The 22229-nt window shown below is 71.3% G+C and carries 16 protein-coding genes and 4 pseudogenes; 10 read left to right on the top strand and 10 right to left on the bottom strand.

What is annotated here, in order from left to right; all coding sequences use genetic code 11:
* Nucleotides 1-87 precede the first annotated feature (87 nt).
* The 4 genes from ACFZBU_RS40180 to ACFZBU_RS40165 are packed head-to-tail and all read left to right on the top strand — an operon-like array spanning nt 88 to nt 6294.
* The gene (locus tag ACFZBU_RS40180; protein ID WP_391588725.1) at nt 88-1263 is read left to right on the top strand and encodes a hypothetical protein; all 1176 of its coding nucleotides are present in this window, start codon (nt 88-90) and stop codon (nt 1261-1263) included.
* On the top strand, nt 1260-2426 hold the full coding sequence (locus ACFZBU_RS40175) for a caspase family protein (protein WP_391588724.1): 1167 nt from the start codon (nt 1260-1262) through the stop codon (nt 2424-2426). The genes ACFZBU_RS40180 and ACFZBU_RS40175 overlap by 4 nt, the downstream gene beginning before the upstream one ends.
* A complete protein-coding gene (locus ACFZBU_RS40170) occupies nt 2423-4294 on the top strand; it encodes an RNA polymerase sigma factor (protein ID WP_391588723.1) in 1872 nt (623 codons plus the stop codon). Before ACFZBU_RS40175 ends, ACFZBU_RS40170 begins: the two co-directional genes overlap by 4 nt.
* Before the next feature lie 5 nt (nt 4295-4299).
* The gene (locus tag ACFZBU_RS40165) at nt 4300-6294 is read left to right on the top strand and encodes a M48 family metalloprotease (RefSeq protein WP_391588722.1); all 1995 of its coding nucleotides are present in this window, start codon (nt 4300-4302) and stop codon (nt 6292-6294) included.
* Nucleotides 6295-6687: 393 nt separating this feature from the next.
* On the opposite strand, the pseudogene ACFZBU_RS40160 reads toward ACFZBU_RS40165, so the two are convergent.
* The 5 genes and pseudogenes from ACFZBU_RS40160 to ACFZBU_RS40140 form a co-directional block, all read right to left on the bottom strand.
* Nucleotides 6688-7455, bottom strand: a pseudogene (locus ACFZBU_RS40160) (alpha/beta hydrolase fold domain-containing protein).
* A 799-nt stretch (nt 7456-8254) separates the two neighbouring features.
* Entirely contained in the window at nt 8255-8515 is a 261-nt protein-coding gene (locus ACFZBU_RS40155) for a hypothetical protein (RefSeq protein ID WP_391588816.1), read from the bottom strand.
* Nucleotides 8516-8616: 101 nt separating this feature from the next.
* A complete protein-coding gene (locus ACFZBU_RS40150) occupies nt 8617-8862 on the bottom strand; it encodes a hypothetical protein (RefSeq protein WP_391588815.1) in 246 nt (81 codons plus the stop codon).
* Between the two features lie 38 nt (nt 8863-8900).
* A pseudogene (locus tag ACFZBU_RS40145) lies at nt 8901-9968 on the bottom strand (FtsX-like permease family protein); the annotation flags it as partial.
* A gap of 451 nt (nt 9969-10419) precedes the next feature.
* Nucleotides 10420-11037 (bottom strand): hypothetical protein, encoded by a 618-nt coding sequence (locus ACFZBU_RS40140; RefSeq protein WP_391588721.1) that lies wholly within the window; start codon nt 11035-11037, stop codon nt 10420-10422.
* A 996-nt stretch (nt 11038-12033) separates the two neighbouring features.
* On the opposite strand from ACFZBU_RS40140, the pseudogene ACFZBU_RS40135 reads away from it, so the two are divergent.
* A pseudogene (locus ACFZBU_RS40135) lies at nt 12034-12507 on the top strand (TetR-like C-terminal domain-containing protein); the annotation flags it as partial.
* A gap of 251 nt (nt 12508-12758) precedes the next feature.
* Here ACFZBU_RS40135 and ACFZBU_RS40130 read toward each other — a convergent pair.
* Nucleotides 12759-13325: a DUF6790 family protein gene (locus ACFZBU_RS40130; RefSeq protein ID WP_391588720.1), complete on the bottom strand. Its 567-nt coding sequence runs from the start codon at nt 13323-13325 to the stop codon at nt 12759-12761.
* Nucleotides 13326-13391: 66 nt separating this feature from the next.
* Between ACFZBU_RS40130 and ACFZBU_RS40125 the strand changes: the two genes are divergently transcribed.
* The gene (locus tag ACFZBU_RS40125; protein WP_391588719.1) at nt 13392-13820 is read left to right on the top strand and encodes a MarR family winged helix-turn-helix transcriptional regulator; all 429 of its coding nucleotides are present in this window, start codon (nt 13392-13394) and stop codon (nt 13818-13820) included.
* 818 nt (nt 13821-14638) lie between these two features.
* Here the strand turns inward: ACFZBU_RS40125 and ACFZBU_RS40120 are convergent.
* Nucleotides 14639-15334, bottom strand: a complete 696-nt coding sequence (locus ACFZBU_RS40120) for an FAD-dependent monooxygenase (RefSeq protein ID WP_391588718.1) — start codon at nt 15332-15334, stop codon at nt 14639-14641.
* On the opposite strand from ACFZBU_RS40120, the gene ACFZBU_RS40115 reads away from it, so the two are divergent.
* Entirely contained in the window at nt 15219-15617 is a 399-nt protein-coding gene (locus ACFZBU_RS40115) for a ketoreductase domain-containing protein (RefSeq protein ID WP_391588717.1), read from the top strand. The two genes, ACFZBU_RS40120 and ACFZBU_RS40115, sit on opposite strands and share 116 nt — an antisense overlap.
* 582 nt (nt 15618-16199) lie before the next feature.
* On the opposite strand, the gene ACFZBU_RS40110 is transcribed toward ACFZBU_RS40115, so the two are convergent.
* Nucleotides 16200-16709, bottom strand: coding sequence for a hypothetical protein (locus tag ACFZBU_RS40110; protein ID WP_391588716.1), 510 nt, complete (start codon nt 16707-16709; stop codon nt 16200-16202).
* A 562-nt stretch (nt 16710-17271) separates the two neighbouring features.
* On the opposite strand from ACFZBU_RS40110, the gene ACFZBU_RS40105 reads away from it, so the two are divergent.
* Entirely contained in the window at nt 17272-17901 is a 630-nt protein-coding gene (locus ACFZBU_RS40105) for a maleylpyruvate isomerase N-terminal domain-containing protein (RefSeq protein ID WP_391588715.1), read from the top strand.
* A 301-nt stretch (nt 17902-18202) separates the two neighbouring features.
* Complete coding sequence (locus tag ACFZBU_RS40100) at nt 18203-18529, top strand: hypothetical protein (RefSeq protein ID WP_391588814.1); 327 nt, start codon at nt 18203-18205, stop codon at nt 18527-18529.
* A gap of 188 nt (nt 18530-18717) precedes the next feature.
* On the opposite strand, the pseudogene ACFZBU_RS40095 reads toward ACFZBU_RS40100, so the two are convergent.
* Both ACFZBU_RS40095 and ACFZBU_RS40090 read right to left on the bottom strand, forming a co-directional pair.
* A pseudogene (locus tag ACFZBU_RS40095) lies at nt 18718-19090 on the bottom strand (site-specific integrase); the annotation flags it as partial.
* A gap of 1202 nt (nt 19091-20292) precedes the next feature.
* Nucleotides 20293-20778 (bottom strand): hypothetical protein, encoded by a 486-nt coding sequence (locus tag ACFZBU_RS40090; protein ID WP_391588714.1) that lies wholly within the window; start codon nt 20776-20778, stop codon nt 20293-20295.
* 376 nt (nt 20779-21154) lie between these two features.
* Here ACFZBU_RS40090 and ACFZBU_RS40085 point away from each other — a divergent pair, with 376 nt between their 5' ends.
* On the top strand, nt 21155-22174 hold the full coding sequence (locus ACFZBU_RS40085) for an NAD(P)/FAD-dependent oxidoreductase (RefSeq protein WP_391588806.1): 1020 nt from the start codon (nt 21155-21157) through the stop codon (nt 22172-22174).
* Nucleotides 22175-22229: the final 55 nt, after the last annotated feature.

The following is a 22229-nucleotide window of genomic DNA, read 5'->3' as shown; positions in this document are numbered from 1 at the left end:
GACAGCGTGCCCGTCGTGTTCGTGCATGGGGTGGCTACTCGGCGCTCGCCGGCGTATGACCGGTCGGCGGCGCAGCGGTCCGCCCTGTTGAGTTCGTTTCTCGCGCCCGCGCTGGGCGTATCCGCGGCCGCCCTGACCGTGGTCGACGCCTACTGGGGAGACGTCGCGAGTACGTTCGCCTGGGAGCACGCGTCGCTGCCCGACGGTGGTGAGGAGAGGTTCGGCGTGGTGACGCCCGAAGATTGGCCCGCTTTGGGGTTCGCCCTCGCGGCCCATCCCGAGACGGCGGCGAATGCGCCGGTCAGCGCGATCGCGCGGACGTCCCTCGCCGACGCGATCGACCTGCTGTGGGCGGTGAGCGCGGAGCGGGCCCAAGCGGCGGAGGCGGGGGAATTGGCCGAACTCGCCGCCGCAGCCGTGTCCTACGCCGACCACCTACCCGACCCGATGTGGTTGACCGAGGTCGCCGACGACCGCGTGTTCCTGGACCGGTTGCTCTCGCGGTCGCGGGAGCGAACCCACGGCGCGGACGCGACGACGGAGACTTTCGGCGGGAACCGCCGGCGGGCCGCGGTGGGTCGGCTCCAGGAGGGGCTCGCCCGCATCGCCGCCGCCGCGCCCCGCGCCGCCACCACGGGACTGGTGTCGGTCGGCCGCTCACGGACACACCGCGCGGTCTCCCGGTTCCTCGGCGATGTCCTGAGCTATCTGCGTCAGCGCGAACAGCACGGCCGCGACGGTGCGATCGCGCGGGTTGTCGCCGAGGCGATCGAGGAGGGCGATCGGGCCCGTACCGTCGCGGATCCGCGGCTGGTGATCGTCGCGCACAGCATGGGCGGGAACATCGTCTACGACCTCCTGTCCTGCCTGCGGTCCGAGTTGGCGTGCGACACCCTGGTGACGGTCGGCTCCCAGGTGGGGGTCTTCGCCGAACTCGACCTGTTCCCGGCCGTCATCGCCCCGGGCGACCCGAGCGTGGATCGTGTCCCGGCATTGCCCAATGTGGGGCGATGGATCAACGTTTTCGATCCGGACGACGTCATGGCGTTCGTGGTCGGGGACATCTTCGACAACGCCGAGGACTACCGCTACTCCACCGGAGCGGGCCTGCTCGGCGCGCACTCGGCCTACTTCCTCAGGCCCAGCTTCCATCGTCTGCTCGCGGCGCGGGTGGCCGGCGCGCCGACGACCGGGCAAGCCGGGCCCTCGGACGCGGGCGACGAGCCGTCGACGGCCGCGCCCAGGGTGGGGCCGGGGCGATGAGCGCCCTGCTCCACGACTCGCGTTCGGCCGGGCCGGCCGTGCACGCGCTGGTCATCGGGGTCGGCGGATATCCGTATCTGCCCGGCGGAGAGAAGGCCGACCCGCGTTACTGCCTCGCGTTCGACGGGATGAGCCAACTCACCTCGCCCCCGCGCTCGGCACTGGCCTTCGCCCGGCGCCTGATCGACGGCGGTCCAAGCGTCGGGAACCTACCGCTCGGCAGCGTGGAGCTGCTGCTGTCGTGGGCCGCGGGCGATCGAGGGTCCGACCCGCCCGACCCCGCTCCGCGAGAAGCGACCATCGACAACATCAGGGACGCCTTCGAAGCATGGTCGGCGCGCTGTGCGGCCGACCCGGACAACGCCGCCGTCCTCTACTTCTGCGGTCACGGCCTGCAAAGCGACACCCAATTGCTCTTGGCCGGCGACTTCAACCGACACGGTGAGACGCCATTCGCCCAGGCCATCGACTTCGACGAGACGCGACTCGCGCTGCAACAGACCGGCCCCCGCACCCAATGCTTCGTCATCGACGCCTGCCGTACCGACTGCTTCGACCTGAGACCCAGCGGCGTTCAGCCGCTTGCTCGTCCCCGCCTGTTCGCGTCGGGCGTGTGCGAAAACGAACTGACGCTGCGGCTGCCCGCCTTCGGTGAGGCCGGGGGTCGGCGTGAGGAGGTCTCCTACCTCACCCGGGCGGTGATCCGCGCACTGGACGGGCAGGCGGCCACCACGGACGAGACCGGGCGATGGGTGGTCAGCATGGCGGGCATCCGCCGATCCATCGACCTGCTGCTGATGGAGGAGATGAACGTCGCCTCCCTCCATCGCGGCGTGGAGGCGAACAACCTCGGCGACGCCGTGATGTACGTCCTCGACCGGGCCCCCTCGGCCCGGCTGACCGTCAGCTTCCGTCCCGCCGAACGCGCCGCACCCGCCTCCTTGACCTGCACGCCCCTGCACCCGGGAGATCTTCCACCCGTGGACTGCGGCGCGGTACGGCACGTGCCCGAGGACGCGGGCCGATCGGCGGCCGACGAGTGGCGGATGTCGGTCCGGGCGGGCATCTACACACTGCGCGCCAAGTCGGCCGCCGCCGACCTCTCGCGACCGCACAGCGTCTACCCGCCCCACTCCCGAGCCGGCTTCCAGGGGCCGCCGTGACCACCGGACTGATCGTCACCCTCGAACCGCCCGACCACGGAACGACCGGCACACCGATCTGCGTCGACGTCGTCGACCTCGGCCATCGCACGGTTGCCCACGCACTCCTCGTCGTGGGGCACCCGTGCCGGATCGAACTCGAGCCCGGCGCCTACGCCGTACACGCCCTGCTGCCCTCGGGCTGCCGGATCGGCGGAGAGTTCGCGCGGGTGGCCCCCGGAGCCGCCGGGTGGCGCGAGTACGTCCTTTCCCTCGCCGACCTGGCACCGCATCCGTGGCTGGCCCGGACCGCCCTCCTGGTACCCCAACACACCATGCGCTTCGGCAGCCTGGAGGACCCGCGGTATGCCGCCGTCTGGCTGCGCCTGTGGATTCGCGGTACGCACGGATGGCGGCCGGCGCCGTTCGCCGAGCCGGCGATCGACGAGGCGCCTGAAGGAATCCGGCTGGTTCTCGACGGGCCGGTGCCGGGCCCGGCCCTGATCCAGGTGGGCAGCCCCCACACGCCGTGGGAACTGCTGCGCCTGCCACCGGGACCGCAGCCCTCGGTGACGGTGCGACCCTCGTGGCCCGATCCGCCGCGCCTGGTCAGCGCCGTCCTCGGCACCGATCCGGCCGCGCACGCCCTGCTGGGCTATCTCGCCACGGGGGCCTCGCGTCAGGCGGAGACGATCGCCGAGTACATCGGCGAACCCCGAACCGGGACGCAGGCGATCGCGCTGGGCTATCAATTGCTGCGCACCCGGCGCACACCCCACTCGTGGCCGCCCGCAGTCCTCGAACGATTCGCGGGAACCCCGGACGGCGCGATCATCGCCGCGCGACACCTGCTGGAGCGGATGCGCACCGGAGCCCAGGCCCGCTCGGCCGAAGCCGTGCGCGCCGCATTCACGGCGGCCGCCGCGATGGGCCCGCCCATGTGCACCGAAGGGCTGCGCATCCTGGTGGAAGGTCTGCGTTCGGCCGGCGTCGAAGGCGGTGTCGCGACACGGTATCTGGCCGCGGCGGACACCACCGCGCCGCTGCTCGCGTTCCACGGCAGCGGTCCCGACACCCCCGGTTCGCCCACCCCCGATGTCATGCCGGACGACGCCGTCACCGTGGCCTCGCTGCAACTCGAACGCGCGCGTGCCCGCGCGCGGCCGGCGGCGGGAACCGGGCCGGTCGAACGCGCTCCGTGGGCCCCCGAGACAGCATGGATGGACGACTTCGTGCGCAGGACGTATCCGACCGCCGCGGCCAAGGCCGTCATGATGTGCGTCGATCGGCGGCAAGCCGAAGACCTGCTGTGCCGCGCGTACCTGACGGCGGCGCGAGAGATGGATCCCACCACCGAAGCCCGACCCGACGCCTGGCTCCATCGCCGGCTCGGCCGCAACGGGTGGCAGATCCCCAAGCGATCCCTCTTCCGGACAAGGACCGACCTGCGCTTCGTCCCGCCGCACGACGCGACCGCGAGCCAGACCAGCGAAGCCCTGCGGGCACTCGCGGCCATGGCCGTACTGTCGCGCCGGCAGCGCGTCACGATCGAATTGAACTGCCTGCAACGGCTGCCGGTACCGACGATCGCCGGCGAAGTGGGCACCGGTACGCGCACTGTGGCCGCTCAATTGGACAAGGCCCGCCGAGCCCTGCGGCAGCCGCTGCTGGCCGGAACAGACGGCGGGAACCGCCGGCTCGGCGAGAACCTGGTGGCGCGACCGGCCGACGGCGACGCGGACGTACTGTACGACCTGCTCCGGGCCTGGTTGTACCGAACCCAGGCATGGCTGCGCCGCTCGTTCGAGAACGACGACGAGGGATGCCGTCGACTCGCGAACCGGGTGGCTGCGGAGCTTCGTTTTCCCGACGCTGAGGCCCCGCGGTGAACGGCGTGGTGATCACGGCGCGGGCGCTGCTGGCCGTCGTGCTTCTGGTGGGCGTCTACGTGCTGGTTCTGGGTCTGGTCGTGCTGGACGCGGTACTTGTTTTCGAGGTCCTGCTGTCCGAGACGAGGGACGCCGAGGATTCGTCGAGCCCTGTCGGCGCGCTGATCACAGTGCCGGCTGTGGGGGCGCTCGTCTGGGGACTCGCCGCGGTGAGCCGGCCGACGTTCACGGACACGGCCTCCGTGCAGCTCACGCCCGACCAGGCGCCGCTGTTGTGGCGGACGACCCGCCAACTGGCCGACGCGGTCGGCACATCGCCGCCGGTCGAGATCCACCTGGTGACCGAGGTGAACGCCGCCGTCACCGAGGAAGCATGGCTGTTGGGCCTCGTCGGCGGACGCCGACGCCTGTACCTCGGGCTACCCCTGGTGCTCGGCCTGACCCACGACGAACTGCGCGCGGTGATCGCACACGAACTGGGCCACTACGCCGGCCGGCATACACGGCTCCTCGCGATCACCCGTCGATCACGTGAGTCGCTGCGTGAGATCGTCCAGCGGTTGGACATCGCCGCGCGGGTCGCCCAGTACACCGCCGCCTTCGTCTGGCTGCTGCGCAAATTCTTCGTCGGCTACACCAAGTGTTTCGACCTTCTGACGCTGGCGACGCACCGGCGACAGGAGTTCGAGGCGGACGCGGTCGCCGCGCGCGTGGTCGTGCCTTCCGCGCCGTACGCATCGGTCGCCGACCCGGGAACGACCGCGGGCGACGGCCGCGGCGTCGTCGCCGACGCGCTGCGGGCCCTGGGGGCCTTGACCTGTTCCTGGGACCGGCTGATCACGGGATACGTGAAGCCGGGGCGCGAGCATGGCATCGTGCCCGAACGACCCTTCGACCTGTTCGCCGCCATGCTCGACGACGTCGCCTTCCGCGCCACCGTCGATCAGTTGAAGATGGACCCACCCGAGCCCACACGCACCCCTTGGGACACCCACCCGTCCCTCGCCCGCAGGATCGCGGCACTGGGCGGTGCGTCCGGCGGTTCCTTCGGGGCCGGACAGCCGGCCGTGACCTTGTTGGGCGACTGGCATGTCGCCGCCCGCGACCTTCGGGACAAAGCCGAGATCGGCCTGCCCCCGGACGCGGCACAGCAGTTGCCCAACGACGAGTGGCGGCGTCGGGTCACGGAGCTGCTCGCCGTCGACACCGCCGATCGCCTACGCGCCGCCGCCGCGCAACAGTCGAGCCTGGCGAACCCCGGCGTGGGCGCGGTCCTGGACCTGCTCCGCGCCGGCCGGGGCGCCGGCTTGGCCGCCACACTGGCGGCCGAGGTGGCGACGAACGCCACGCTCGTCCCGGCGGCGCCGTCGCCGCACCACGACGAGCTCACCACCCACCTGGCGGCTCTGGTCAACGAGGCGCTCGTCGACGCGGGCCAGGTCCACTGGGTGCCGTCGTGGACGCAGCCCCACCTGGCGCAGGCGTACGGGTCGATGCCGCCGTACCTGCACCTGGTGTGGGCGGCGCCGCGCGACCCGGACGCGGCCAACCGCCTTCGCGAACTCCTGGCCTCGGTCGGCGTCGACGTCGATGCCGGCCCCCCACCGCGGCGGCACGGCGGCGAGGCGTCGCTCGGCACGAGCGAGGTCGAAGAGGTCGGGATCGTTGTCGTTCCGCGGTGGCAACGGGTGTTCTTCCCCCAACGAACGCGGGCAGAGCTCAAGGCCCAGGCCATCTTCGGTGCCCTGACGCTGGGGGCGCTCGTCGTGGGGGCCGTGGTGGTCGGGTTCTACGTCGCCCTGTACGACCCGAATCAGGGCCGCGATGAGCCGATCGGACCGGTTCCCACCTTCGTGCGGCCGGGGGAGGGAGCCGGCGGCCCACGGGGATTCCGCACGCCCGGAAGCTACTCCGGTGACCCGGGCCTCATCTTTCCGAGCCAGGTGATCCGCACGCCCTCCTTTCCTCCCCTACTGCAAACCCTCGGCCCGAGGAACTGACACCTCTGCCGCGCCGGCTCCGCGTCCCCGTCCCAGTCAGGGCCGATGAATGAGGCGGACCAGTCGCCAGGGCCCAGCAGGCCGGTCTCCGCCCACGTGGGGGTGCTCCAGTCGGATTATTGCCCGTCTGAGCCAAGTACCCGTACGCGCACACCTACCTGGTCATGCGAGCCCAACGTCACGAACGGCCAGGGCACCAGCACGGATTCGTCGTCTTCGACCCGATGGCGCCGGGCGGTCCCCCCTCGGCGCTCAGCAGCTCGACTTCGTAGACAGCCTGCCGCCAGTCGGGCGTCCCGGTGACGGTTGTCCAGGACAGGCGGGGACGGGCCTCGCCGATGCCGAGAGGTTCGCGGCGGTGCTCGAAACGCGGCGGTTCCACAGCGGGCGCGGTCACAATGCCTCCTCCAGAGTCGCGGGCCCACCCAGTAGCGCCGCGCCATCGACCATCCGGCCATCGGCAATGCGGTTGACGAACGCGGCCGCGCGGGCGGCCGCTTCGGTGGCCTCGGGTAGGAAGCCTGCGATGAGCTGCCAGGCGTGAGTCATGCCGGGCCACACTTCCATCTCCGTGTGTACTCCGGCCCGCGCGGCGCGGGCCGCGAGTTCCAGCGAGTCGTCCAGCAGACGTTCGGCGCTGGAGGCCTGGATGAACAGCGGCGGCACGGCTCCGAGATCGGCCAGGAGCGGCGACACCAAGGGGTCACGGCGGGGTGGCCGCCCAGATAGTCCGTGCTCATGGCATCGTCCGCGCCGCCGAGTACGAGATCGGCGTCGGCGCGGCCCACCCAACTCCCGCTCGTGTAGCGCTCGGCACGCAGGTCGAAGACCCCGGAGAACAGGACTCCCGCGAGGGCTCGGTGATCGTCGTGCCCGGCACGGGCCAGGAGCACGGCCATTGCGAGATTGGCGCCTGCGGACTCCCCGGCGACGACGATCCGCGGTGCGAGCCGCGTGCTCGAATGCCGCCACGCAGTCGTCAAGTCCGGCGGGGTAGGGGTATTCGAGTGCGAGCCGGTACTCGGGGAGGAGTACGCGCGCCTTGGTGTGCAGGGCAAGTTGTGCGGCGATGTGCCGGGCAACTGCCGCGGTACCCGATCGGAACCCGCCGCCATGGACGTAGAGGACGACCAGGTCGTCACGGGCGTCGTCGGGCGTCATCAGGCAGGAGCCCGCGCGGGGTGCCTCGATCGGCTCGTCACGGACTCCGGGTACAGGCTGGTACATCGCGGCATGTTCGGCGGCTTGGCGGCGTTCGGTGGCGAGGTCTTGTGGTGCCCCGCCCTGGCCGGCCTTGATGATGTTCTCGACGAGTTCGAAGGCTTTGCTCGGCATCGCGGTCAACTCCTTTGTTCGGGTGGCGTCGAGGGCTGGGTCAGGGCAGGACGCAGCTGTGGCTGTGTGAGCCTGGCGTCGCGTCGACGCCGGTGCCGTCGGGGAGCGTGATCGTCGCCGTCGTACCCGGGGGCACGACCGGGTGAGGTGGAAGCGGCCGCCTTCGACGCGCCAGTGCGCGGCGATGCGCCCGTACGGGGAATCGAGGTCGGCCAGCGGTAACGGCGCGGGGGCGTCGGAGCCGGACCGTGGTTCCGGACGGTGACGAACCGCGACCGGACGGCACCCCCGGGCGAGGTGGACCGGTCACGATCCGAACGCGCCGCCGGACTTCACGGGCATGGGCGGGAGTTGCATCGGGCCCGGCACAGCCACCTTCGGTCTCTTGGTCGAAGTCCGCTCCCGGACATCGCGCTGCACGAGTGGATCGCACGTTGCGCAATGCGTGCTGTCGGATGGGGTGTTGCGGGGGCGGCCCGGGGCACGGCTGCGGTGCGGAAGGCGATGCGCAATCCGATCGCTTCGCGGGTGGACCCGAGACGAGCGGCACCGGACGTCGAGGACCGCACCAAGCCTGCGGATCCACAGGGCGGGGCACCTCAAGGAGGGCTTCGTCGCAGAGCCGTCAAAGGGGCGGGTCGTCGGCGCATCCCCCGGCCTCTGCCCAAGGGTCGTCGGCGCTCGCCGGGCGTCGGCACGAGTCGGGGTCGAACATCCGCGCCAGGGTGCGGTCCAGTCCGTCGCCGTCGTGGTCGACCTGCCGCATCCACGGCACCGAGCCCATCGCGCGGCCGAGTTCGACCGTGACGCACTCGTCGAGAACCGCGCGCAGCGCGTCGGGCACGGGATCGTCGACCAGGCACAGCCACCCCAGGGCCGCGCCCACACGATCCTCGGCGCGGCGGGCGGGGTCGGACCACAGGGCGTGGGTGAAGGCGGCAGCGTCCTCGTGCCGGTGTTCCCGGGCCGGTTGCGCGATCGCCAGGATCAGGCTCGTGCGGACACGCCCGCGGTCTCGGCCAGGAAGCGGTCGTGCAGCGCGGTGGAGATCTCGCCCGCCCGGCTTGTCGACGCCGCCGGGACGTACGCGGCCGCCTCGCGGATCTCGGGGTCCGGGTCGTCCAGGAGCGCGATCGGGATGTGCGCGTCCGCGGCGATCGCGTCCCGCCCATGTCGATCGTCGGAAGCGGCGCGCCCGGCAGGGTGGCGCCGAACGCGGCCGCCGCGGCCCACGCGACGGCGGTTCCGGCGGCGATGCCCACGGCGGCCGTGAGCGCCGTCTCCACCGCCAACATGCGTGCCACCAGGGCGCGCGGGGCGCCGATCAGCCGCAGGAGTGCGAACTCCCGGCGGCGTTCCAGGGTCAGCGCCGCCGACGAGTTCACCGTGGCGACGGCGCCGAAGCAGGCGAGCAGGACGAGTTCGGCCTGCCGCAGCCACACGTCGCCGGGCGAGGCGACGCCGGCGAGCGCAGCCCCGGCGTCGAGACGCGACGTGTGATCGATTGTGTCCGAGACGAATTGGAACGTGCAGGCAAGACCCGTCAGGAGAGCCACCGGGACCACCGCGGCCGACACCCGCCGGGCGTGCCCACGCAGATTGGCCGCCACGAGTTTGCCGACTCGCGGCGCGTACGGGCGCAGCGGCACCGCGGCCGCGGCGTGGACCAGGAACGGCCCGAGCAGCGCCACAGCGAGCAGCAGGATCAGGGCTGCGAGCAGCGCGCCCTGGCCGGCCTCGTCGGGCGATCGGCCGCGCAGGAACATGCAGAACCAACCGCCCGTTGCGAGTACGACGACACCCGCGGCGAGCCGGATCAGGCTGCGGGCGGGCGCCGGCGCCACCGGCCGCCCGGATGTGGCACCGCGTGTGGCGATCGGCACCACCACGGCGCCCACCAGTACCGCCACGGCGGACGCCATCGCCATCGGGACCGGTGCGGCGGGGACGTCGATTCCGTGCGCGGCCAACCCGTGCGCGGCCAGAGCGTCGACGAACCACCGCCCGCCGTACGCTCCCGTTGCCCAGGCCGGCGGACCGACCACGGCCACGACCGCGGCGATCTGGAGCCGGACGAGCCGCCGCACCTGGCGTGGGGTCGCGCCCGCGGCGCGCAGCAGGACGAGTTCGCGCTGCTGCTGGCGGGCGGCGTAGCCGAGGGTGGTGGCGACCACGAACACCGCCGCGACGACGGCGATTTCGCCGAACGCGCCGCCGAGGAGCGCGAGTCCGGCCCGGCCGTCGGGGGCCGGGGGTGCCGGGGTCGCGACGAGCGTCCCGAACAGCGTCACGGATGCGATGGTGAGGAAGACGGCGGTGGCGACCCCGGCGAACGTCATGGGACGGGCCCGCATCCCGGCATACGCGAGGCCCGGCATCGCTGTGGTTCTCATGTCTCCAGCGTGGCCGCCCGACCGGCCCCCGGCCGAGGGCGCAGCCCCCTCGTATCGGGGTTCGGGAAACCACACCCTCGACGCGGCCGAAGCACCCAGGGAACCGAGACGTGGTGTGCCCACGGCCGCAGGTGGTCCCGTTCCAGCCGAATCCTGGCACGTCTTGCGATCGTGTCCGCCGCCCCCGTCCGAGCCGTTGACACACCCACCACCCCACCGTCGACCACGAACACGAGATCACCCACGACCTGGCCCCGCCTCGAACATCCTGTCCATGGAATCGCGCCCCCGGACCGCCGGTGACCGAGCCCGACATCCTCGCACCCGGCCCCGAACCGCCACCGTGGCGCGGTCCGGCACCCGGATTGCCCGAGCCGGGGGAGCGGGGCGGCGGCGGTCAGGTCGCCCGGCACGCCCCGTTGTCGACCCATGCGTGTATGAGGTCGTGGTGGGAAATCCGATCTTCCGGCGCGTTGGGTATCGGCATCGGGACATCCGCCGGATCGCGCCCTGCGTTCTCCACGGTCAGGCATACCGGATAGCGCCCGCTGTCTGTCGCGATCGTGAACCGCGCGCCCGCCGTCGTCCCCGACACGCCTTCGATCCGCAAGGCCGACCGCGAACCGTTCGGCGAATCGAGCGTGGTCCCCACGAGTGTGGTGTAGTCGATGGACCCGGCGAACCCCTCCAGCACCGTCCCACTCGACAACTGCGTCGCGAACCGGTCCGCTGCCGACCGGACGGAGTCCCGGTCCCACGTCGACCGATCGTGCAGGTTCACCATCAGTACGCCCAACCCGAAACCGCACAGCGCGGTCAGGATCCCACCGACCTGGCCCTTCCCGAACGACTCCCCCCAGCGCGGCGCGGCCTGCGAGCCGTCACCCGCACCCGCGAACTTCCGGTACAACCAGGGGAGATCGACCACGCTCAGCAGCAGCGCCAAGCCACCGAGCCCGAAAAAGTAGACGGCCGATCCAGGCATGCCACTTCCCCCATTCACCGCCTCGACCACCTCGCCGCGAAGCTACCACCCCTGCGATCGGAGCGCCGTGTTGTCCCCTGCGCGGGGCAGGGGTGGGATACGGAACGGTTCACGCCCGCCGCAACCCGGCAACGCCACCCGGTCGTGGACCCGACCGGGCAGAGCAACCGGATCGCGCCCGTCGGCCCCGTGCCCGCCGCGGGGCGCTCCGCGTGTGCTGCGATCGCGTGGAGCACGATGGAGTGAGCGGGGCTGCCACGGTTGCCGGGGGCGCGATGCGGACGGCGCCACGCAGTACGCACGCAGTACGACTGTGGCGCGACATCCTCACCCGGTGGCTCCCGGCCACCGCGTACCGCAGCCGCCCGGGCCCGGAAATCCTTCCCGTCCGACCCACCGAAGACGGCGCCCGAGCCACCCATGACCGGCCACGTCTCGAACGACCCGACACCGCTCCTCCACGCCCACAAGGCGGTCGGCACGGAGGAGCCGGTCATGTCGGATCACGGGGCCGAGGGACGTTCGGAATCCGGGCCTCGGGCGCCGCCGGACGGACGCTGCGTCGGGAGTCGACTCGGTACCCGGCAGTGAACCGGCGCTGGACGAAGCGAGGTATCTCCGCCTCGTCCACCAAGGCGACTGCGGCGTCCTCCGCCGAGATCCGGCTTGGGCCGTCGGCGTCCGGCACGGGCTGGTCACCGCCGATGCGGAAGCGGCCGGCGCGCTCACCGGGGCCGATCTGCTCGGCCGGGCTGAAGCAGGTCCAGAGCGGTTCGAGGTGCGCAGGACATTCGGCGCCTCCCGGTGGCCGCGTATCGCGGCGGCGTACCGGCGAGGCAGACCGAGTTCGTCGAGCGACGCGTGGATGAGCTCCTCGTGGTCGGCGCGGACGATACCCGGCTCGATCTCCAGGCTGCCGGCGCCACCGATGACGATCAGTCGGCACGGGTGTGGCTCTCCAGGGCCTTGAGCAGGGCTCGGGCAGCAGCCGCGTAGGCGGTCGGGTCCGCGATCGAGCGCTCCACGGTGTCCGCGAAGTCCTACACCGCGCTCGCCGACGCCGTCGACGCCGCCCGGGCCGCCTCCGCGCGCGACGCCCCCGCAGAGCGGATACGGGCTTGGGCGCACGCCTTCCGCATCTGGACGCCGGCCGACCCCGAGGGCTTCCGACTCGTCTACGGCGACCCCGTCCCCGGCTGTCGAGCCCCCGACGGCGACGCCGCGCCGGACGCGGCCCGGCGGGTCTGCCTCGGCATCGCCGCGCCGGCGAATACGGCCTGGGACGGCGCCGAACGAGCCTGCGGCGACGGCGACTTCGACTGGGACGACTTCGACCGCGGCCTGCTCGACAAGGTCCGCCCGGCGTTCCCCGCCCTACCGCCGGCCGGGCCGGCCCTGGCGCTGCGGATCTGGGGACACCTCCACGGCTTGGTCGCGCCGGAGGTCTACGGCCACCTGCGCGCGCAGACACATTCGCCGGACAAGCTCTTCGACGCCGAACTCACCCGGTTGATCGCATTGTTGAGCCTCGACACCCGACGCCGTCCTGCTTCGGCCGCGACGGCGTGGTCGGCTGCCTCGTGCTCGTGCTTCGTTCCCGGTGAGGGCGGCCGATGGAGAACCGGGGCCTGTGCCGCACTCGGCGTTCGCCCGACCCGACGGGAGCCCGGTACGCCCGAGCGAGACGACGGTGGGCGAACCGCAGCCGATTGCGGGCCTGCGCCCGACCTGCTTCGCGGGCGCCGCCGCGGTCACGTGCGCTCGGCGAGCCGCGCCGGCGACGTGCCATGCCCGGCGGCGCCGTCGGTCTGCTCCTCGGCCGGCCCGGCAACCGGGAGTCGCTGCTCGCGCCACGCGAGGAAGATCATGACCGCGGGGAGCAGGATGTCGGCGATCAACACGCCGCCGGTGTTGCCCGGCTCGTGGTCACCCTGGGCGAACCACTGGTGGACGTGGCCGACGGCCGCGCCCCACAGGAACATGCCGGCGCCGAGGCCGATGGTGACGCGCTCGCGGGGCGTTGCCGAGCGCGAGGCCGCCCGCAAGCCCATAACGGCCAGGCCCAGGTTCGCGAAGGCGATCTCGAACTGGAACGGGCTGCGCGTGAAACCGATGGTGTCGGCCATCGTGCCGGGTCCGACGAGGAAGGCCACCGTCATCCACAGGCTGCCGCACCCGAGCGCGGCGACGGCCCACCAGCGTTGCCAGGTCTCCAGCGCGGCTCGCCGCGAAGGGCTCCGGCGGGTGCGGAGCAGCGCACCGACTACCGCCAACAGCACCCAGAACAGGGGAAACGCGGACTTCATGGTGTAGGTCATAGCGTCCATGATTCGAGTCTTGCATCGTTAATATTAACCGCGCAAGATTTCTGCTAGATTCGTCTCATGGACGACGGACTCGCAGACCTGCTGCACCGCGTGGTGTACCTCTTGGGCGACGCCACCCGCAAACGCACCGACGACACGGCCGGCCCGAGTTACAGCCAGATGCGCCTGCTGGGCACGCTGGAGGAGATCGAGCCCGCGACCCAGCACCGCCTGGCACAGGCGATGTCGGTGTCCGACCCGGCGATCAGCCGCGCGCTGCGCCCGCTGGAGGCTGCGGGACTCGTGCGGGTGCGCGTCGATCCGGAGCACGCGCGGCGGCGCTTGGTCGAGACGACCGACGCGGGCCGGAAGGTGTTCCACGACAGCGGGAAGCCGCTGTACGACGAGTTGCGCGAGGGCCTGCTCAGGGCGGACTTCCCCTACGAGCGCTACCTCGCCGACACCGCGAGACTGGCGCGGATCCTGGAAGGCGTCGAAGCCGAGTAGCGCAGGAGCCGGGGGAGGACGCGCGGACCCGGCCCCGCGTACCGGTGCGGAACGAAAGGAGCTTGGACGCGAGGCGGGGGTGCGTCACAGCCCCGCAGGCCGGGGACGCGCCGGCGTTCGACGCCGTGCTCGCCGGGATCCGCCTGCCGCGACCGGTCCGGGTCGGCCGCGGGTGCGGCCGACCCGGGGGATCGCCGCGCCGCACTCTTCGGTGTGCCCCGACGCAGGGCCGGAACGCCGCCACCGGCCTGTCGACCGAGGCTCGGTGGCCGCACAGGTCGCAGGTGGCCGCGGCGGCGGCGAGGTGGTGGGGGAGAGGTCACGCGGGTTCAACGACGGTTCCGGCCCCGGTCGTGCGTCGGTGCCGTCGGATTCGCGAAGTGGTGGCCGTGCTGACGACCCGACCCGACGCCCGCACTCCGGAGAACCAGGTCATGCTGAAGGAACTACGTGCCCGAAGCGTCGATTGGACGATCTCGCACGCCGGGTGCGGGCATTTGCCACGATGCTCGTCCACCGGCGCGGTCCGGACGAACTCGAACCCTGGACAACCGCAGTCCGGCGCTGTGATCGGCTCGAACCACGCGGCTTCGCGAACGGACGGCGCAAGGACTGGGACGCGGTCATGGCCGGCCTGACCTTTCCGTGGAGTTTCGCAACCGTCGAGGGTCACGTCGGCAGGGTGAAAGGGATCAAGAGAGACGGGTTCGGACGGGCAAGGCCCGGTCTCCTCCGCAAGCGCGTCCTGCTCGATCGTTGAAGATCCACATCTCGGGTTTCACCGAACTCGCGCCGGAGCCGGTATCCACTGACCGCTGTCACCGGTTGTCAGGGATGGCCGATGGCGCGGCGCAGGATCTCGCGGGGTTCACCGGCTCGTCGTGGGTCGCGGTCCAGGCGAGATGCTGGTCGGGGCGCACCAGGGCGAGCGTGGTGGGCGGGTGGTGGAGCAGGTGCAGCGGGATGCCCTCGGTGTCGGCGGCCTTCGCGAACTCCTCGGTTTCGGGGCGGTCCAGGTCGCCCACCAGGGTGAAGTCGCGGCCGAGGTGGTCGTACAAGGAGTCGCCGAGGGCGAGCCAGTGATGGGCGAGGCGTTCGCCGGCCCGACCGGTGACGAGAGGCGTGCCGCGGTAGGTGTAGCCCAGGACGAGGTCGAGGCTGTGGAACTCGCCGGCCTTGGTCTCCTGGACGGCACGGGCCACGGCCGGGCGGACGGCGGCGAACTCGGCGTCGGTACCGGCCAGGCGCGGGTCGGCGAGTTCGGGAGCCAGGGTCGCCATGTTCCGGGCCGCCTCCTCGATCGTCTGGGCGGCGATCGGCCTGCGCTCCGCCTCGTAGCTGTCCAGGAGGGCGGCGGGGGCCCAGCCGGTCAGCACGGCGGCGAGCTTCCAGCCGAGGTTGACCGCGTCGCCGATAGCCGCCGCCGACGTCGGCGACCGAGCGGCAATGGAACGGGTCCTGGCCCAGGCCGATACGGCCGGGCACCCGGTGCGCGGCGTGTTGCACGCCGCCATGGTGCTGGACGACGCGCCCCTGGCAGAGCTGACGGCAGAGCGGATCGAGGCGGTCCTGCACCCGAAGGTGCGCGGTGCCAACGTGCTGTCCGAGCTCACCCGAGACCGGGACCTCGACTTCTTCCTCGTCTGCTCCTCGCTGACCGCTTCGGTCGGCAACCTGCGACAGAGTCCCTACTGCGCCGCCAACGCGTACCTCGAGGCGCTGGTCCGACAGCGCCGATCCGACGGCCTGCCGGGTCGCCGGACGCATCGCGGCGATGGCGCGTGTCCCAGAACGTGACGACGGCGGCCAGGTCGTGGTCGTCGAGAACGGCGACGAGATCGGTGGCGGCCCGCACGTGCTCGTCGCGATCGGCCAACGCCAGAATCAGGTCGGGCCACACCCCGTGGGCGGCGGTGACCGCCGGGAGGTCCTCTGCGCCGAGCAGACCCTTCCGCAGGTGCGACACGACCTGCTCGCGTCCGGCGGCCCGGATCAACTCCGCGCGCTCGCCCGGCTCCCGCACCCGCCCCAGCAATGCCGACATGGCCGCCGGCGACGTGTCCTGCCGCCACCGATCGGTGTGTTCAGGGCCGACGCAGGGCACGGTCAGTGCGCGCACCACGCACGACAGAGCCGCGTCGGGCAGATCCTCACGACACGCCGGCGCACCCCACAGTCCGTACGTACGTGCGTCGACCGACGCCATCCCCTCTCGTGCGGGTCCTCGACATCCGGACCGCTCGGCCGGAACGTATCCGATACGGACCGACCCGGGACGAGGATCGGCGGACATCGACCCCCCGGGCGCCCTGATGCCCACAATCCGGCCGAAGAACCCGCGATCCCGCCGCGCGCCGGCTCCGGGTGTTGCCGGTGTTGCTACTGAGCGGCGAGCAGGTGCAGTTGCGCGCCGTGTGCGTTGGCCGGGCCGATCAGGTCGACGACCTTGGCCGGGACCGCGTTCTGGGTGTCCAGGGCGAGTCGGTACAGGGGCGGGGGCCCGGATCCGGCGCGGGAGACGAAGTAGGCGGTGCGGCCGTCGGCGGCCAGGACGGCCTCGCTGTTGTCGCGGTCGTTCTCCGGGAGCAGGCTCTCGACCCGGGTGACCGATCCGTGCTCGGCCGCGAAGGTGACCCGGACGACGGCCCGGGCGTTCGCACACACCAGCACGGTGGGGCCGCTCCAGAATCGCGGCGAGCAGCCATCCGGTACCCGATCGCTGCCGGGCAGGTTCTTGCCCCCGTAGCGCGAGGGACCGAGCTTGGGCGTGTCGGAGTCCTCCTGTCCGTTGCGCACCAGGTGCAGGCCCCAGACCTCGTCGAAGACGGCCGCGATCGCACCACCGGGGGCTATCGCCTCGGCCGACGCGCTGAGCATCGACCACGACACGTGAACCTTGCGGAGCCACCCCAGACGCAAGGGCTTGCCGCGATGACCCGCGATGACCCGCGAAGACCCGCGAGCAATGACCGAAGATGGGAGGCGGAGACGCCTCGAAGTCTGATGACATGCCGAACTCCACTGAAAGATGGGGGTGTTGGAGGGGTCGAGCAAGGGTGCCGCCCTGCCAGTCGAAGCTAGGCAGCGGGTACACCGGCGTCAACGACGCCGATCCTGGGAGGGGGCCTCGGTTTGGCGGGGGGCGACAGGGCGTTGCCGGTTCAAGCGGCCTGGAGTTCGAACAGGCCACGGAATTGCACGCCTTGGCCGAACGCCGCGATGCGCTGGAACGACCGCCCGGCCACCCCGAATCCGTCACGGCAAGCACAGGCATGGCCCGCCTCTTCGAAACCGTGAAGACGACCCCGGCGAAATACGTCCGCCACGGCGACGCCCCGACCGGCCCTGGACGTCGGACCCGTGCGCATTCCTGGCTGACGTCAACGGTCGAGACCCGCCCGACCCACCTCTACGACACACCGGCTGCGCATCGCGCCGAGATAATCACGCCATGGATGCGAAGATGCTCTCGGCCGCGGCCGAATCGGGCCGGACGGCCCTCGAAACACACGCGCATCGGGACTGGAACCAGTCCGTCCCACACATGACCTGGACGGTCGCCCAGACCATCGCGCACACCTGCGACACGCTTCTGTGGTACGCCACCGACCTCGCCGGCGGACCCCGGGAACTGAGCACGATGGACCTCAAGGTCCGCCCCGACACACCGCCCACCGACCTTGCACGCACCCTGGGCGCCTTCGCCACCGTACTGGCCGGCGTGATCGACAACGCCACCGACGACGCCCGAGGCTTCCATCCCCACGGCCTCGCCGACCCCTCCGGCTTCGCCGCCATGGCCTGCGACGAGATCCTGGTGCACACCCACGATGCTCTCCGCGGCCTGGACGCGGAGTTCGTCCCACCCGCCGCCCTCGCCCGTGCCACCGTCGAACGCCTCTTCCCCTGGGCCCCCGCCCACCCCGACCCCTGGCAAACGCTCCTGTGGGCCAACGGCCGCACGGACCTCCCAGGGCACCCCCACCAAACGCACTGGCGCTGGCACTGCGCCCCACTCGCGGAATGGACCGGTATCCATCCGCACGACACGGCCCGTAACCCACGGACGGCCACTCTCTGAAGAATCGGACGCAACGCCATCCCGGCCTTTCGACGGGGGATGAAGCTTCGGGATACGGGACACCTCGCGGACGGTGCCCATCGACCGGTCGGTCAACTGCCGGCGGGCGCAACAGGGCGTCGGTGCGGCGCTGCGCGAGCCGAACGCCGAATCACCGGTGGCAGCCCCGTCCAGGCACGTCGGCGCGACTGCGATGTCGAAAGCGGGCGCTGGGCACGGCCTCTCCGCATCCTGGGTCGAACTGTCACGGCTACCCCGGGCAGACCATGATGAAGGCCCACCGGTCTACGACGGAGTGCGCATGGACAAAGATCAGATTATCTGGGCCGTATTGACAGGAATCGCGAGCACGGTGGCGATTCCGATGATCGTCGCGCTGTTCCGTGGCTGGGTACCACGTTCACAGCGGCACTCGTTCAATTCACGGTGGGCCGGTGTCGCACTCGTTCTCGCCTTCGTCGCGATGTTGGTCGGCACGATCCCCCTCATCGTGGACGCGTCCGATCGGGTGGCGGTGCGGTGGATGAACATCGGCTTCTGCATCGGGGCAGTCGGCTTTGCCATACAGTTCGCCACGAGTTTCCGTTGGATGGCCGGCAGGAACGGCCGCACCGACAACCGGGCCTGACGCACACTCATGGCTGCGGGGTCGCGCTCCTCGACAACTCGGAGACGGGCAGGTTCTTCCGCGTTGCTCGGATTCCGGTGATCGTCGCAACACGTGCTCACTGACGTGCGGTTCAGACACAGACGCTCGGCCGGAGTTCCCCGGCCGAGCGTCTTGGACCCGCAACCTTTGCCCCGATGCGGCTGTCGCCCAGGGGCGAGCAGGCCCGCAAGTTCGGCGACGGCCTGCGGGGACGGCTTGAAGGAGCAGCGGACGTTCTCCGGCTGCTCGTGCCTGAACTCGGCCATCAGCATCATGAGCGACACGCCCGCCTGGCCCAGCGGTGTCAGGCTCGAATGGCGGTACTCGCGCAGACCCCTGTCCGTCCCGGGCCCGCGCACCGCGGAGTACCCATCCAGCGCCGCGCGCCCGGCCGTACGACAGTCGGGCCGGCCAGGTGTCCGGGCACACGTCGCCAGGCCCGACGCCCGTCCCGGGTCCCGGCCGGCGGTGGATGACGAACACCGGCCCCCGCGTTCGGCATTTCAGCAGACGCGGCAGCATTCGGGCGGTGCCCGTGTTGCTCCGATCCGATGGAACGTAGCCCTCGCACGGGTAACGGCAAGTGGACGAAGACGACGAAGAGCGCGGCATTTGTTCGGACCGATGCGACGGCACAGAGATTGCCTTGCGTGGCAGCCGGCCGATGCGCGAGGGTGGGGAACGGGAACGATCCGGCGCCGAGCCGGTACGTCGGGAACACCCGCGGTGCGCGGGGCGGTTCGAACGACGCGCGGCCACGGAGTCGAAACTCGACCACTCACGGCGCGGAGGGCGCTACTGTTTGAGTCGTCGCCTGTGAACGACGCAACCCCGTACCTGCGGTTGACGAACCATGCCGGGTGCCGGGCACGATAACAGGCGACCTGTCCGCTGTACGTTCGGACGCTGTCTTCCCCTCCGGGACACCACACGCGTCACGTGGACACGAACCGGCGCCACGCAATCGTCTGCGGGCGTGATCCCCTTTCCTTCGGGGCAGCGAAGTCCGTAGAGCCGAGCGACGCCGGCACGAGACCTGCCGGAACCACTCGCACCGGCCACCCGGTGCATGCAGCGATCCCTCAGGCCACACGGGCGATCCACATTGCCGAACCTCGATCACGGCCGTCATCAGTCCCGGAACTGCGAGTCCCAGAAACCATCATCCGAATGTCGTCTTCCGCGCAGGAGCCCGTCCGTGCACCTTCGACCCACAGACACCGCCCGTTCGTCCGCTCGCCCCCGTTCCCGGGTCCCGAAACGCCACGAGCCCCCATGAAGTCCGGCGATCCTTCGACCAACGACGTGGCCCCAAGCCGGGGGCACACCCGTCACCCCCCTTCGGCGGGAACACCTCGGAAGCGCCCACGTTCACCGAACAGCTGCGAAGCGTGTGTGACGACAACGCGTTCGACCCCGACCTGGCACATGCCGCGGTGCAGCGTGCAGCCGCAGGCATCCTGGCTCCCGAGGACATGCGGCTCCTGCTGATCGAAACCGCCGATCCGCACGCCTGGAAGGCTGCTCGGGCTGCGGCACTGAACGTGATCGTGGAACGCCCCAAGCTGGCCGGCCGTGTCCTGGCCTGCCACAGGGGGAACCACGGCGGACAGAGGCGGCCGAGACCAGCGCTGAGCGCGAACGCGCCCACCTTGCAGTGCTACTCGTGCCAACCCGACGACCGATCACGGCCGAACCCCTTCGTGTGGACGGGACTCGGCCCTGTTGCACAGGGTTCCGGTTCAGGCTGTGCCCGGGACCTGCTTGGGGACCCAGCGGCCCCATTCCCGGCGCGCATGAGGTTCGAGTTCGGCGCTGGCGAGCGTCTGTGTCAACGCCGTCTGCAGGCGTTCCTGCCAGGCTGTGGGGCGGCCGTCTCGCACGAGCGCCTCCAGGAGAGGCGCGAACAGCGGCTCGTGTGCGAACGGGGCAATGTCCGTGCATGCGAGCACCGTTGCAGGTGGCAGCGACGCATCACGAACCGAGGCAATGCCCGCAAGGAACTCGCGTGTTGCGCTCCGGCAGGTATCGAGGATCAAAGCGGGAGCGTTGACTCCTGCGAGATCCGCCAGGCGTGTCCCCAGGAACGCGTCAACGGGGCCGTCATCCTCGGAACGGAAACTGTGTCCGCAGGCGTAGATCACATCTACGTCGGCGGCCATAAAGCCCGGCACGTCCTCAGGACGGCACAACCTGGCGCAGCCGCCGACGACCTGGACATTCGTCAAGCCGCTCAGTCGGGCTGCCACGACCGAGGCACGACGACTGAAGTGCGGGGTGCTGCTCAGCGCCAGAACCAGCAGCCGGACAGGCCCGTGCGACGACGACGCACAAGGACGAGGTGGGATCGCGCTCACGCCTCTGAGGGCTTTCCTGGATGTCCTGTTCGAGGCACCGACGGCCATGACCCATGCTCCTCGGGCTCGGTGGGCTGCTGTGCCCGCGCACGTTACTCGCCGAAGCAACCGCCCCGCAGCGATTCCCTGCAAACGTGCCGGGCAACTCAGGGACCGCGAGAGCATCGCGCTCGGGCTGAACACCGCGCTCGCCGGACGAGCGCGGGCGAACGATGTACGAAACGCTCCCGACGCCGACGGGTACGACGTGGTGATCGTGGGTGCGGGTGCGGGTGCGGGTGCGGGTGCGGCGGGGCTGAGCGCCGCTCTGATGCTGGGTCGGGCGCGCCGCCGGGTGGCGGTGGTCGACGCGGGAGCGCCGCGCAACGCCCCCGCGGCGCACGCGCACGGTTTCCTGTCGCGGGACGGGATGTCCCCGGCGGATCTGCTGGCGGTGGGTCGGGCCGAGGTCGCCGGGTACGGGGTGGACCTGTTCGAGTGCAGGGTGGATCAGATCGACCCCGGTTTCCTCGTCCGGTTGGACGGCGGCGCGGTGCTCAAGGCTCGGCGGGTGGTGGTGGCCACCGGACTGCGGGACGAGCTTCCGGCGATCCCCGGTGTGCGGGAGCGGTGGGGCAGGGACGTCTTGTTCTGTCCCTACTGCCACGCGTACGAGGTGCGCGACCGGCCGATCGCGGTGCTGGGCACGCACCCGGGGGCGGTGCGGCACGCCCTGCTGTTGCGGCAGTGGTCCTCCGATGTCGTCGTCTTCGCCCACACCCTCGATCTCGACGCGGGGGAGCGCGAACAGCCGGCCGCGCGTGACATCGTCGTCGCCGACGGCACGGTCAAGCGGGTGGTGGTGGAAGCCGACCAGGTGCGCGGTGTCGAACTGGCCGGGGGCCATGTCTTCCCCCGCGGCGCGGTCTTCGTCGTTCCGGAGATGGTGCCCCGCGACACCCTGCTCACCGGCCTGGGCTGCGAGCGCGACCCGAACGACTGGGTGAGCACCGACGATGCGGGCCGCACCAGCGTGTCCGGGGTGTGGGCGGTCGGCAACGTATCCGACACGAAGGCGCTCGTGATCATCGCCGCGGGACAGGGCGCCGCGGCCGCGTTCGCCCTCGACCACGACCTCGCCGCCGAGGACGTCGAGCGGGCCGTGGACAACCACCGCACCTCCACCTCGACCCGCACGCCTCACAACACCCCGCGGCCGATACCGACCCGGCGACGCGGCGCTGCTGAGCCGCGAGTGGAGAAGCACGCGCGGCGGGCGAGCCGATGATCGTTCTTCGGCGGGTTCGGCGGGTTCGCCGCCGAGCGGTTGACGGAGTCGGGTT

The organism is Embleya sp. NPDC008237, assembly GCF_042956465.1.
Taxonomy (GTDB): Bacteria; Actinomycetota; Actinomycetes; order Streptomycetales; family Streptomycetaceae; genus Embleya.
Note: the sequence above shows the minus strand (reverse complement) of the source record. Positions and strands in the feature narration are given on the sequence as shown.

Coding starts and splice junctions, on each gene's coding strand:
- ACFZBU_RS40130 (WP_391588720.1), bottom strand. CDS start 13,325: ATGACCTACACCATGAAGTCCGCGTTTCCCCTGTTCTGGGTGCTGTTG.
- ACFZBU_RS40125 (WP_391588719.1), top strand. CDS start 13,392: ATGGACGACGGACTCGCAGACCTGCTGCACCGCGTGGTGTACCTCTTG.
- ACFZBU_RS40120 (WP_391588718.1), bottom strand. CDS start 15,334: ATGGCGGCGTGCAACACGCCGCGCACCGGGTGCCCGGCCGTATCGGCC.
- ACFZBU_RS40100 (WP_391588814.1), top strand. CDS start 18,203: ATGGACAAAGATCAGATTATCTGGGCCGTATTGACAGGAATCGCGAGC.
- ACFZBU_RS40105 (WP_391588715.1), top strand. CDS start 17,272: ATGGATGCGAAGATGCTCTCGGCCGCGGCCGAATCGGGCCGGACGGCC.
- ACFZBU_RS40175 (WP_391588724.1), top strand. CDS start 1,260: ATGAGCGCCCTGCTCCACGACTCGCGTTCGGCCGGGCCGGCCGTGCAC.